The sequence below is a fragment of the Pedobacter sp. PLR genome, assembly GCF_026239675.1.
GTDB lineage: Bacteria > Bacteroidota > Bacteroidia > Sphingobacteriales > Sphingobacteriaceae > Pedobacter.
Window position 1 is genome coordinate 106,412 of sequence record NZ_JAPIVQ010000008.1, and the last position, 12,406, is coordinate 118,817.

Below are 12,406 nucleotides of genomic sequence, written 5' to 3' on the forward strand. Positions count from 1 at the left end.
TACACCAAGAAACCGACAATATGAAACAAGAAAAAACGCCAACTGAGCAAGTCATCAGCCGCACTCCTTTTCCGGCCTCAAAAAAGATTTTTGTCCCGGGACAGCTTCATGACATCCAGGTAGCGATGCGTGAAATTACTTTAAGTGAGACTAAAATCCATAACGGTTTTGGCGCTACAGAAGTCAACCCTCCGGTTACAATTTATGACACCAGCGGTCCTTACACCGATCCGAATGCGGATATCGATGTAAAAAGAGGATTGCCGAGACTGAGGGAAACCTGGGTTACCGGAAGAGCAGATGTTGATCAGCTGGATCAGATTTCTTCTGATTATGGTCAGGAGCGACTGGCAGATGACAAGTTAAATGAACTCCGCTTTTCTCATTTGAATAAGCCCTACAGAGCTAAAACAGGCATGAATGTTTCGCAAATGCATTATGCGAAAAAAGGAATTATTACCGCAGAAATGGAATATATCGCCATCAGGGAGAATCAAAGGATTGATCTTTTGAGCGAACAACTTGGTGCGCAATATGGGGTAATGGCACACCAGCATCAGGGTCATAGTTTTGGAGCAAATACGCCAAAAGGATACATCACACCTGAGTTTGTGCGCTCGGAAGTGGCTTCCGGCAGGGCAGTTATCCCTTGTAACATCAATCACCCGGAATTAGAGCCGATGATCATTGGCCGGAATTTCCTCGTTAAAATCAACGCTAACATCGGGAATTCTGCGGTGACTTCTTCTATCGAAGAAGAGGTAGAAAAGGCCGTATGGGCTTGCAGATGGGGTGCAGACACGATTATGGACCTTAGTACCGGTAAAAACATTCATGAAACCAGGGAATGGATCATCCGCAACTCTCCTGTTCCGATTGGGACGGTTCCGATTTACCAGGCTTTAGAAAAAGTAAACGGTAAGGCCGAAGACCTGACCTGGGAAATTTTCAGAGATACCTTAATCGAACAGGCAGAACAAGGGGTGGATTACTTCACGATCCATGCCGGTGTATTGCTTCGTTATATCCCGATGACGGCAAAAAGAGTCACTGGAATTGTTTCCCGCGGTGGATCTATCATGGCAAAATGGTGTCTGGCGCACCACAGAGAAAGTTTCCTGTACACGCATTTCGAGGAAATCTGTGAAATCATGAAAGCTTATGATGTAGCTTTTTCTCTTGGCGATGGTTTGCGTCCGGGCTGTATTGCCGATGCAAATGACGAGGCACAGTTTTCAGAACTGGAAACTTTAGGAGAGTTGACGAAAATTGCCTGGAAGCACGATATCCAGACCATCATCGAAGGTCCGGGCCATGTGCCGATGCACCTGATCAAAGAGAACATGGAGAAGCAACTGGAACATTGTTCGGAAGCGCCGTTTTATACTTTAGGTCCGCTGACAACAGATATCGCCCCTGGCTATGACCACATCACTTCTGCCATTGGCGCAGCGATGATCGGCTGGTTCGGTACCGCGATGCTTTGCTATGTGACGCCAAAAGAACACCTCGGATTGCCGAATAAAAAAGATGTAAAAGACGGGGTGATCACTTACAAGATTGCTGCGCATGCCGCAGATTTAGCCAAAGGGCACCCTGGTGCACAATATCGCGACAATGCCCTGAGCAAGGCGAGGTTTGAATTTAGATGGGAAGATCAGTTTAACCTTTCCCTGGATCCGGATACGGCAAAAGAGTTTCATGATGAGACGCTTCCTGCGGATGGTGCTAAAATCGCACACTTCTGTTCGATGTGCGGTCCGAACTTCTGCTCGATGAAAATTACGCAGGATGTGAGGGACTATGCCGCGAAGCAAGGCCTGGAAGAAACGGAAGCCTTAAATCAGGGGATGGCCGAAAAGTCTAAAGAGTTTGCAGAAAAAGGAAGTGAAATTTATTTGTAATTGGAACTGATTGTCATTTCAAAACCCAGCTTTTTCAAGGGGGAAGCGCAGCTGATCAATGGTCTGTTTGACCTGGGTATGCAGCGCTTTCACCTGAGGAAGGAGCGTTCCGGAAAAGCGGCTTACCGGCAGTTACTTGCCGGGATACGTCCGGAGTTCCGTGTGCGCATTGCCTTGCATCAGTTCCATGAGCTGGCCGCTGATTTTGACATCCAAAGGTTTCATTTCAAGGAGCATGAACGCTTGCAGGGTTTGCATTCGGTTTTTGAGGACAAACCCTCAGCTACCTTAAGTACCTCTACACATTCAATTGATCATATACCTGATTTAAAAAGCTTTAAATATACTTTTTTAGGTCCTGTTTTTCAAAGTATATCCAAAGAAAACTATCCGGGAGTCATTCCGGGGGATTTTCAATTGATCCGTTCTGCGGATACAAAAGTGATTGCATTGGGCGGGATCTCTGCTGCAAATATCAGCCAGGTTCAACAAATGAATTTTGATGGGGCAGCAGTTTTAGGGGCACTATGGAATGCTCCGGAACAGGCCTTACAAACTTTCAAAAAAATAAAGAAAGCATGTCAAACGACAGGATAGAAAGCAGGTCTGAAGACAGACCTTACGTAATCAGTATTGCCGGCCTCGACCCTAGCGCCGGAGCCGGCTTGCTCTCCGACCTGAAATGTTTCGAAGCAAATCGGGTTTACGGATTTGGAGTTTGCACGGCCCTGACCGTTCAGACAGATACGGAATTCCTGAAAAACGATTGGCTGGAAACGGAGCAGATCATTGCACAGCTGCAACCTCTGATTGAAAAATTCCCGATCCGGGCCGTTAAAATCGGCTTGATCAAAGACCTGGAAACTTTATCAGCGGTTTGTGGATTTTTAAATTCATTTGATCCCGGGATTAAAATCGTGCTGGACCCTATTTTAAAGGCCAGTGCCGGCTATAACTTCCATGATTGGAATGGAGAGGCGGAAGTTTTTAAAAGTGTCTTAAAACAGCTGTATTTGATTACTCCGAATTATTTGGAGATGCAGGAGCTGAAAGGCGATGATCGGGAAGTTGAGGAGCTTTGTCAAAGTTGGTCGGAGGACTGCGCGGTTTTACTCAAAGGCGGACACCACCCTGTTACTCCAGGCACCGATTACCTCTTCCAGCAAAAAGAACGACTGGAATTCAAATCCGGCACTTCTTTCGTCTCTGCAAAACATGGTTCCGGATGTGTCCTCTCTTCTGCCATTACCGCCCAACTTGCTTTGGGTAATTCAGTCCCGGAATCCTGCGGATCAGGCAAGCAGTATATCGAAAAATTTTTAAACAGTAATACCGGCCTTTTAGGCTACCATAACTCATGATAGACAGACTACATTATATCTCCCAATCCGGCGCAGAATGCAGCCATTTGGAAGCCATTGAGCAAGTGCTCTCGGCTGGTGGAAAATGGATCCAGCTTCGCGTAAAAGACCAGCCGGAAACCGAGGTTTTAAACCTCGCTAAAGCTGCAAATGACCTCTGCAAAAAATTTGCAAGCAAATTAATCATCAATGACTTTCCCTTGGTTTCGAAGGTCGTTGACGCCTATGGAACACATTTAGGATCAAATGATATAAGCATCATAAAAGCCAGATTACTAGTAGGTAATACTAAAATTATCGGCGGCACTGCAAATACTTTTGCAGACTTACAAAAAAGAGTTGCAGAAGGTGCGAATTATATTGGCTTAGGCCCTTATCGCTTTACCAGCACCAAGAAGAATTTAAGCCCTATTCTCGGTCTGGAAGGTTACAAAAAGATCATGGAACAGGTGAGAAATGCCAACATCAACATCCCTGTGATCGCCATTGGCGGCATTACTCCAGACGACCTTCCGGAGCTGCTGAAAACCGGCATTTACGGACTGGCACTTTCGGGCGTCCTTACCAATAAAAAGGATGCTGATGTGCTCATCAGACAGCTCTACCAGGAGTTCCAAAATCACCCTTTCCCTTCCCTGTTAAACCCTATTGAATCATGTTAAAAATAGCAGATAAAACCTTCCATTCCCGCCTGTTTACAGGTACCGGAAAATTCAGTTCCAGCGCAACTATGGAAGCCGCACTACTGGCCTCAGGATCAGAGCTGGTCACTGTCGCCCTGAAACGGGTAGACTTAAACCACGGCGCAGACGACTTGTTGAAGCACCTGAACCACCCTCATTTAAACCTGCTCCCTAATACTTCAGGGGTTAGAAATGCCAAAGAAGCGGTTTTTGCTGCCCAAATGGCCAGAGAGGCACTGGAAACCAACTGGATTAAGCTGGAAATCCATCCGGACCCCAAATACCTGATGCCAGACCCTATTGAAACCTTAAAAGCCACGGAAGAGCTGGCTAAACTCGGTTTTATAGTTCTCCCTTATATCCATGCAGACCCTGTGCTTTGTAAGCGACTGGAAGATGTAGGCACTGCCGCAGTAATGCCTCTGGGATCGCCTATAGGCAGTAACAAAGGGCTAAAAACCATTGATTTTCTGGAAATCATCATCAGTCAGAGTCGGGTACCCGTCGTGATTGATGCCGGAATAGGCTCCCCTTCTGATGCTGCAAAAGCCATGGAAATCGGGGCTGATGCCGTATTGGTGAACACTGCAATCGCTGTCTCCGGAAACCCTGTACTCATGGCTGAGGCCTTTAAAATAGCCGTTGAAGCAGGCAGAATGGCCTATCTCGCCAGATTAGGCAGTATAAATTCACAGGCTGTTGCGAGCAGCCCATTAACCGCTTTCCTTGAAGATGAGATTTAACGGGATTTTTCAAAACCAGAACTGGGAAGAGACCAGCAAAAGTATCTATGCGAAGACCAGCAGCGATGTAGAGCAGGCTTTAAACGCTTCAAAAAGGACATTAGAGGACTTTAAAGCCCTGATCTCGCCTGCGGCCGCTCCTTATCTGGAAAGAATGGCGCAATTGAGTCAGGAGCTTACTTTAAAGCGATTCGGGAACACCATACAGATGTATGTGCCGCTTTACCTGAGCAATGAATGCAACAATATATGTACCTATTGTGGTTTCAGCTATGATAACAAGGTGAAACGCAAGACACTCTCCCCCATGGAAATCATGCAGGAAGTGGCCGTAATCAAAGAAATGGGCTACCATCATGTGTTATTAGTGACCGGAGAAGCCAATCAAACCGTTCATACCGACTACTTTAAAAAGGTTTTAGAACTGATCAGGCCTCATTTCGCACATATTTCCATGGAAGTACAGCCTTTAGACCTGGCTGATTATCAGGAACTGACCCCCTACGGACTGAACACGGTACTGGTTTACCAGGAGACTTACCATGAGGAAGACTACAAAAAACATCACCCAAAGGGTAAAAAATCCAATTTCCAATACCGTTTAGACACCCCGGACCGTTTAGGTGAGGCTGGCATTCATAAAATGGGATTGGGCGTATTGATTGGCCTGGAAGACTGGAGAACGGATTCCTTTTTCACCGCAATGCACCTGGATTACCTGGAAAAGAAATACTGGCAAAGCAAATACAGCATCTCTTTTCCGCGGTTAAGGCCCTTTAGCGGCGGATTAGAACCGAAGGTGGTCATGAATGACCGCGAGCTGGTACAACTGATCTGCGCCTACCGACTTTTTAATGAAGAGGTAGAGTTGTCGATTTCTACAAGGGAGTCCGAGGTTTTTCGTGACCATATCATCAAACTAGGGATCACTTCCATCAGTGCGGGTTCAAAAACCAATCCGGGTGGCTATGCCGTAGCGCCGCAATCCTTAGAGCAATTCGAAATATCCGATGAAAGAACGGCTACAGAAATCGCAGAAATGATTCATAAACAAGGTTATGAGGCCGTATGGAAGGATTGGGACTTGAGCTTAATGAAATAAAACAATGGAAAACGAAGGACTTAGAAGATACAACAGGCAGATTTTGCTGGAAGAATTGGGTATAGCAGGGCAGCAAAAACTACAAGAAGCTTCGGTGTTAATTGTTGGTGCCGGCGGACTGGGCTGCCCCCTCCTATTCTACCTTGCCGGTGCCGGCATAGGTGAAATCGGGATCATCGACGGGGATACGGTAGCAGAAAGCAACCTACACAGGCAGATCCTTTTTCAGCAACGGGACATCGGCATGAACAAAGCTTTAACCGCTGTAGAGCGGCTAAAACTGCTAAACCCTGGTTTAAAATTACAGGCTTATCCATTTCATATAAGCGCAGAAAACGTCGCTGATATGATCAGGGCGTATGACCTTGTAATTGATGGCTCGGACAATTTCCCTACGCGCTACCTTGTCAATGACAGTTGCGTTTCCCTTGAAAAACCGCTGGTATTTGGTTCTATTTTTCGTTTTGAAGGGCAGGTTTCTGTGTTTAATTATCAGGGAGGTCCCAATTATCGATGTTGTTACCCTGAACCTCCATTAAGTCAGGACAGCCCAAATTGTGGTGATAGTGGTGTAATTGGTCCCTTGCCAGGTATTATTGGAAGTATCATGGCCAATGAGGCAATCAAAGTTATCTGTGGTTTTGGCGATTGTCTTTCCGGAAAACTCCTTATCTTCAATGCACTAAACAACGATATGCAGCTCTTCAATATTCAACCAGAAAATCAAGACCCTGAAAAGGATCTTAAAACAACCGCTAAGCAGGGAAACAAAACTGATCAGTCTGATCTTAATACCGGTAAGCAAGGCCTGGACAGCAGTCAGCCGGGCCTGGTTACAGATCAACAGGACCTGGGTACAAATCAACAGGAAACGGACACAAAACAGCAAGCCCTGAGTACCAATCCTCCTGAACAAAAAAGTAAAAATAAAGCGGTGGTGTATCAGGAAGTTTTTCCAAAAGAACTCCTGGACTGGGAAGAAAACAAGGTGCCTTTCTGCCTGATAGATGTTCGGGAAGCTCATGAATTTGAAGCGCACAACATTGGTGGGATTCACATTTCGCTATATGATCTGGCGGAGAAAATCGACGGGTTGCCTTTTCAAAACCGCCTGGTATTTTGCTGTACTTCCGGCGGAAAAAGCAGGATGGCCACAAAAATTGTCGGCACAAAAAGAACAGAAGACTTATTTATTGTCAGCTTGTTAAACCAATAATACTCATGCTTTAGTTCAGATAAAAACGCTTTATACTTCCTGAAGGTCAGTCCGGTAATAAAAGAAGAAAAAGTAAAGAAAGTAAGCACTTAACATCAACAGACTAAAGGCTACTGCGTAACCACTCAGGATCACAAACATGTTGACAAAGAAGAAAGCCAATAGCCATTTGAAGTAGCGGTCCAGGTCTAGTTTAATCCAATACAGCACCATTCTTAAGGTCATCAATCCGGCCATTCCAAACAGTAATCCGACTAAAAAGGGTTGGACTTGCCAGTCAAACCGGTACAGATAAAAGAAGATCTCGGGTAGAAAAAGAACCAGAAAAACAAGCAGATTCTGCCCTATTCTGGTCCTTAACTTTATCGGCAGGCTCCTGCTAAACGAAAGCTGATCCATTTCTTGTCTGAGCATCACCTGAATGAGCATGCTATGAGAAAGTACTGCTGCTAATATGCCGATCAAGGCCACCCTCAGATCTTTTGAGACATCAGCAAACACCCACATCACCAGGGTAAACAAAGAAAAAGACAGGATTTTGCTCCCGAACAGCATGAGCGTTTGCCCGGTTAACAGGTAATATAAAGGCCATGTCCAGTAAGGTTTCTTCAATTGGGGGCAAGGGAAGGAAAAATAAACCTTTACCGGAACATGGCTATAATTAATGATCCGGAACATATATCCGGATACGGTACTTAACAGAATGATTACAAAACTAATCGTGGCCAATACCCCGATAAAGTGCCTTTCGGCTAGCCCTACATAAATGAAGGGGATGATATAACCTAAAATTGGTAACAGCAACACAACATACACCTTCAGCCACAGTCTGAATTGCTTTTTCTTCCCGGCAGTTGCCAAAAGAAACACAAAATGATACTGCGCTAACTTTAATTGTTTTCTAATGAAAAACAAGCATTTGAGTACATAAAGCAGCCAAAACAAAAATACAGAAGCCAGGATCAGCGGAGAAGAATACACCATCAACATTAATGTTTTATGGTAACTCAACAGCTGCGAACCTTCTACCACCCCAAAAGCCAGGTAAAAACCAAAGAGAAAGAGGCCGGCATGTGCCGCATAGAACTCTTTGCTTAAGGTTTTTAAGATCAGTTTTAGCATGGCTGTAGCTGACGGTCTACAATTTTAAACACCTGCTTTATCGGCAAATGATTCATTTCCAGTTCCTGATGAGAGGAAAGCAAAAAGGAACAACCCTTTTCATGGTAGGTTTTAATGAGCTGATAAAGTACCTCTGCGGCATCTTTATCTATGGTAATCAATGGCTCATCGAGGATATAAAGTTGTATATCGCCAACAAATGCACAGATCAGGGAGAGTTTTTTGAGCATTCCGCTGGAATAACTTCCTACTTTTTGGTCCATAAAACGGCTCATACCTAAGGCTTCCACTAATAATACGGAAGCCTCCTTACCCGCATTGCGAACATCAATATGGTAGTTTAGCAGTTCATTTCCGGTAATAAAGGATGGATATTGCGGCTCGGCCTCCGCATAACTGATCATGGATCTATAGTTAACCGGCTGATTTTTAAGACTAATGTCATTTAAAGTCAGCATACCTTCGAAAGGAATTTGTCCGGCAATCATTTTAAACAAGGTGGTCTTCCCGGTGCCGTTTCCTCCTTTAAGCCAGTAAACACCATGATCAAGGTCCCATTTCTCAAAAGAAAATATAGTATGATTCCCGTACTTTTTATCAATATCCTGTAACGCGAGTCTGATCAATTTCGTTTATTTTTTACATTTAGATGCGGCTATCATAGATATGTTACTGCCTATATCGCTACCTTTGCAAAAATGCCTGCAAGAACATGATAGAAATAGGAAGATATAACGATCTAAGAATTATAAATAAAACTGAACACGGCCTCATCTTAACCGAAGGTGATAAAGAGGTGCTTTTACCATACGTAGATGTCCCTAAAAACATCGAAGTTGGGGAAAACATCAATGTTTTCGTGTATATGCACAAAGACGGCAGATTGATGGGTACTACTAAAAAACCTTTAGCCTGCGTAGGTGATTTCGCTTACCTAACTGTTGTTGATGATGGTGAAGATGGTGTTTTCATGAATCTTGGTATCGACAAAGACATCTATGTTCCTCAACGTGAGCAGAAACGCCCGATGTTTAAAGGTGATAACCACGTAGTTTATGTGTACCTGGATGAGAGCAATGACCGTATGGTAGCCTCTTCCCGCTTAACTAACTATGTGGAAGATCAGGACATCGACCTTGAAGAAGGTGATGAAGTGAGTTTATTGATCATTGACCGCTCTGATCTGGGTTACAATGCCATTGTAGACAATAAATACATTGGTCTGTTGTATACTAACGAACTGTTTGACCAGTTAAATCCCGGAGAAGTCAGAAAAGGATGGATCAAAAAGATTCGTGTAGAAGGTAAAATAGATTTAAGCCTTCAACCAATGGGTTATGGTCATATCCTGGAGAACAAAGACGTGATCCTGGATGAACTGAAAGCTTGTGGTGGTATCGTTCATTTAGGTGACAAAAGTGCACCGGATGATATCTACGACCGTTTTAAAATCAGCAAAAGTGCTTTCAAGAAAGTAATTGGTGGTTTATACAGAGACCGTTTAATCACCATCTCTGATCACGAAATCAAGTTATTCGTAGACGAAGAAGCAGACTAAGCTTCTTTCCATATAATACCCAAAAAAGCCGGTTCTTTCCAGAAAGAACCGGCTTTTTTGGGTTTAAAACTCTTGTGTTCTACCAGAACATAAAATACCTGATTAGAAATTAAATCCTACAGAGAAATAAGGCATTGTCGCTTCTTTGGAGAAGCCCAGTGTTCCCTGAATCAGGAACTGATCCCCTGGCATCACATATAATCCACCACCATAGCCCTGATGCCACTTGCCGCTGGATTCTCCTGGTTGCCATACCCTACCCACATCATTAAAAGCGATCATGCCTACTGTTCCGGGCACCAGGTATGAAGTAAAGTTAAACAACTTCATTCTCAGGTCCAGGTTATGATATAAACCCGTACGCCCTGTAAAACGTCTGCTGTTGAAGCCTCTAAGGCTGTTTACACCACCCAGCTGAATGTGTTGAAAGAATGCCGGATCTCCTACTGTAGTTCCGCCACCAATCCTGTTGGCGATCACGAACCCTGATTTCCCCGGATTCAGGTAAAAGCGGAATTCCGTATTCAGGACACCATAACGCTCGTCCCCCCCATTAACGCGTTGTTGCGCAGAAATAGTGGTTTTCCAGAAAACCCCCTTCGTAGGGATCGCAATATTATTACGGGTATCATAGGCCCAACCTGCGGTTAAACCTGCATAGAAGCGGTTAGCAAACACTTCCTGATCTGGATGTAAGGCATCGTAATCATTCAAAAAGCGTTCCTCATTTTCCTCGCGGTCACTGGTATAGTAAGACAATAACAGCCCAGCTTCTACCGTCCATGACTTATCCAGGGCCCTTTTCAACTTAATATTGGCATTCAGGTAGTTGTATCGGTTACGGTAATAAGAGATCCCATCTTCCCGTTCATGAGCGCCGGGTAGGTCATCATGATCATCTTTCTGATAAACTGTGTTATTCCCTAAACCGAAGAAGTTACTCAGGTTATTAGGACCTAACATATTGATCCCGATGTTAAGGTCGTTATTGCCGATTGCTTTCTTGAAATCGCCTTTGTAGTCCAGAATAAAGGATTTTCTTCCGGTAGAATAATGCGCCCAGATCTCTTGTTTAGACGCATATGGCGATTTTCTAAAGCCTTGTTTCTCTAAGATATAGCCCAATCCAACCTGAATTCCCTGATCGATATTGTAATTCGCATCAAAAAGAATCCCTTTCCTATCGTATAAGAAGCCGTTTTTATTGAACTCGTTGACTGCTGAATCTTTAGCCAGCCTTAGTTTAGCATATCCTTTTTGGGGAAGTATATTCGTTTCATCGGAACGGTCGTAGATGAAGAGTCCTGATTTATTTGGCACATCTTCGGCTATTTTAAAGTCATCAACCTCAGCTCCACCGATCATTCTCACTTTTATCGGCGATTCATTTTTACCCTGCACATTGAAAACATCTTTGCCACCTAATCCGAATAAACGGATTTCTTTGGTCACCTGAGGATCGAAAGTACGGCTAAAAAAGCGACGTCCTTTGCTGCCATCCTTCTTGATATTAAATACATGTAGTTTGATTTTTCCATCTTCTTCCTGTTTTACATCGAAGTATTCCGTCTTATCGGAAGCAGGGATATCTACATTAATGGATAGAAAACGGTAGTAATGTAAGGCCAGTTCTTCCAGTTGATTTCTTCTGGAGGTAAAATTGGCAATCAACTCAGCACCACATTGCTTAAAGATCGGATCAGGCATTTCCCTGAAGGCTTTAGCAATCAGTTCATCCGTCATCTTATCCTGCACCTCTTTCACGGCTTCTTTCCAGTCTTCTTCGTTTAATTCATTCAGGAAGTACCTGTCGAAATATCTTTCATTAAAATTCCAGTGGTCTACATCTCTGATTGTTGGAGAATAGGGTTGCAGGTGAGATTTAAGCCATTGGTGGCTCAGAATCCAGGGAAATACCCCGGAAGTTTTATAGAATACCTTGTCGCGGTCGCGGGGTACCGGCGTATAAGTGGTTCCATCTACGGTTTTATCACCGGCCCAACGCCAGTTGTCCTCATGCCTGTCCCAATCTCCCAACAGGAAATCCAGCAAACGCGCCCTAAGGGTCAGTTTCTGGTCTGCCTTAGTATCATTATCCTTTTGGATTTTCTTTTGTACCTTCTCTGTATTGTCGGTTTTCTCCTCAGAAGGGGATCTTTCTTCGAAAATATAGGCTGCATTTGCAAAGTCCTTGCGGTATTCGCCAAGTCCCGGATCATCAGCTATATACACCATTTCCGGTTTTGCATGTGGTAATTCCAGTGCCGCTGCCAATGGTGGCACAATTAAGGCTGCAAAAGGGTGATTGGTAGACACCTGATCCTGCGTAATATCTCTGGCAATGGTTGCCCTCAGGTTTTCCGGCAAGCTCCGGTCTGCATATTTCTGAACGGTTCTCAATACCCATTCTTTTCCTGTTGGATCTGCCAGACGTAGGGAACGGGTCTGCATACCACCACCTAATTTGGTGATTTTCAGTCCGCCTTTTTCCTTTTGGAGCTCCATAATCCGCAAGGTTACAGGCGTTGCCCATAGCTTACGATAGCTTTCTCCTAACCAAAACCGGTGAAAATTACTGACTTTATCATATTCCGGCGCGATGGCTACGGTAATAGAATCTGATTTTACTGTGCGTTGTGCGAAACCCACAGCAGGGATGGCTCCAAGCGCCATATTAATGATTAGTGCCGCTTGCAGCTCCTTTTTAAAACGCATAT

The 12,406-nt window shown here is 44.3% G+C and carries 11 protein-coding genes; 8 read left to right on the forward strand and 3 right to left on the reverse strand.

Going from position 1 to position 12,406, the window contains the following annotated elements; all coding sequences use genetic code 11:
• Nucleotides 1-20 precede the first annotated feature (20 nt).
• Genes thiC through OQX61_RS19720 form a run of 7 tightly spaced genes read left to right on the forward strand, consistent with a single transcriptional unit; the run spans nucleotide 21 to nucleotide 7,009 of the window.
• A complete protein-coding gene (gene thiC / locus OQX61_RS19690; RefSeq protein WP_265843520.1) occupies nucleotides 21-1,904 on the forward strand; it encodes a phosphomethylpyrimidine synthase ThiC in 1,884 nt (627 codons plus the stop codon).
• Complete coding sequence (locus OQX61_RS19695) at nucleotides 1,905-2,501, forward strand: thiamine phosphate synthase (RefSeq protein ID WP_265843521.1); 597 nt, start codon at nucleotides 1,905-1,907, stop codon at nucleotides 2,499-2,501.
• Nucleotides 2,483-3,265 carry a hydroxymethylpyrimidine/phosphomethylpyrimidine kinase gene (locus OQX61_RS19700; protein ID WP_265843522.1) on the forward strand — a complete coding sequence of 261 codons (783 nt, stop codon included), beginning with the start codon at nucleotides 2,483-2,485 and terminating at the stop codon, nucleotides 3,263-3,265. Before OQX61_RS19695 ends, OQX61_RS19700 begins: the two co-directional genes overlap by 19 nt.
• On the forward strand, nucleotides 3,262-3,927 hold the full coding sequence (locus OQX61_RS19705) for a thiamine phosphate synthase (protein ID WP_265843523.1): 666 nt from the start codon (nucleotides 3,262-3,264) through the stop codon (nucleotides 3,925-3,927). The genes OQX61_RS19700 and OQX61_RS19705 overlap by 4 nt, the downstream gene beginning before the upstream one ends.
• A complete protein-coding gene (locus tag OQX61_RS19710; RefSeq protein ID WP_265843524.1) occupies nucleotides 3,921-4,691 on the forward strand; it encodes a thiazole synthase in 771 nt (256 codons plus the stop codon). Before OQX61_RS19705 ends, OQX61_RS19710 begins: the two co-directional genes overlap by 7 nt.
• Nucleotides 4,681-5,793: a 2-iminoacetate synthase ThiH gene (thiH, locus tag OQX61_RS19715; protein WP_265843670.1), complete on the forward strand. Its 1,113-nt coding sequence runs from the start codon at nucleotides 4,681-4,683 to the stop codon at nucleotides 5,791-5,793. The genes OQX61_RS19710 and thiH overlap by 11 nt, the downstream gene beginning before the upstream one ends.
• A gap of 4 nt (nucleotides 5,794-5,797) precedes the next feature.
• Nucleotides 5,798-7,009 carry a HesA/MoeB/ThiF family protein gene (locus OQX61_RS19720; protein WP_265843525.1) on the forward strand — a complete coding sequence of 404 codons (1,212 nt, stop codon included), beginning with the start codon at nucleotides 5,798-5,800 and terminating at the stop codon, nucleotides 7,007-7,009.
• Between the two features lie 30 nt (nucleotides 7,010-7,039).
• Here the strand turns inward: OQX61_RS19720 and OQX61_RS19725 are convergent, their stop codons facing one another.
• Both OQX61_RS19725 and OQX61_RS19730 read right to left on the reverse strand, forming a co-directional pair.
• The gene (locus OQX61_RS19725) at nucleotides 7,040-8,131 is read right to left on the reverse strand and encodes a hypothetical protein (RefSeq protein ID WP_265843526.1); all 1,092 of its coding nucleotides are present in this window, start codon (nucleotides 8,129-8,131) and stop codon (nucleotides 7,040-7,042) included.
• Complete coding sequence (locus tag OQX61_RS19730; RefSeq protein WP_265843527.1) at nucleotides 8,125-8,757, reverse strand: ATP-binding cassette domain-containing protein; 633 nt, start codon at nucleotides 8,755-8,757, stop codon at nucleotides 8,125-8,127. Before OQX61_RS19730 ends, OQX61_RS19725 begins: the two co-directional genes overlap by 7 nt.
• A gap of 86 nt (nucleotides 8,758-8,843) precedes the next feature.
• Between OQX61_RS19730 and OQX61_RS19735 the strand changes: the two genes are divergently transcribed.
• On the forward strand, nucleotides 8,844-9,689 hold the full coding sequence (locus tag OQX61_RS19735) for a S1-like domain-containing RNA-binding protein (RefSeq protein ID WP_265843528.1): 846 nt from the start codon (nucleotides 8,844-8,846) through the stop codon (nucleotides 9,687-9,689).
• A gap of 102 nt (nucleotides 9,690-9,791) precedes the next feature.
• Here OQX61_RS19735 and OQX61_RS19740 read toward each other — a convergent pair whose 3' ends face one another.
• Nucleotides 9,792-12,404 (reverse strand): BamA/TamA family outer membrane protein, encoded by a 2,613-nt coding sequence (locus OQX61_RS19740; RefSeq protein WP_265843529.1) that lies wholly within the window; start codon nucleotides 12,402-12,404, stop codon nucleotides 9,792-9,794.
• Nucleotides 12,405-12,406: the final 2 nt, after the last annotated feature.

Excerpts from the sequence above, each read along its gene's own strand:
- thiC (WP_265843520.1), top strand. The coding sequence starts at position 21 with ATGAAACAAGAAAAAACGCCAACTGAGCAAGTCATCAGCCGCACTCCT.
- OQX61_RS19700 (WP_265843522.1), top strand. The coding sequence starts at position 2,483 with ATGTCAAACGACAGGATAGAAAGCAGGTCTGAAGACAGACCTTACGTA.
- OQX61_RS19705 (WP_265843523.1), top strand. The coding sequence starts at position 3,262 with ATGATAGACAGACTACATTATATCTCCCAATCCGGCGCAGAATGCAGC.
- OQX61_RS19710 (WP_265843524.1), top strand. The coding sequence starts at position 3,921 with ATGTTAAAAATAGCAGATAAAACCTTCCATTCCCGCCTGTTTACAGGT.
- thiH (WP_265843670.1), top strand. The coding sequence starts at position 4,681 with ATGAGATTTAACGGGATTTTTCAAAACCAGAACTGGGAAGAGACCAGC.
- OQX61_RS19720 (WP_265843525.1), top strand. The coding sequence starts at position 5,798 with ATGGAAAACGAAGGACTTAGAAGATACAACAGGCAGATTTTGCTGGAA.
- OQX61_RS19725 (WP_265843526.1), bottom strand. The coding sequence starts at position 8,131 with ATGCTAAAACTGATCTTAAAAACCTTAAGCAAAGAGTTCTATGCGGCA.
- OQX61_RS19735 (WP_265843528.1), top strand. The coding sequence starts at position 8,844 with ATGATAGAAATAGGAAGATATAACGATCTAAGAATTATAAATAAAACT.
- OQX61_RS19740 (WP_265843529.1), bottom strand. The coding sequence starts at position 12,404 with ATGCGTTTTAAAAAGGAGCTGCAAGCGGCACTAATCATTAATATGGCG.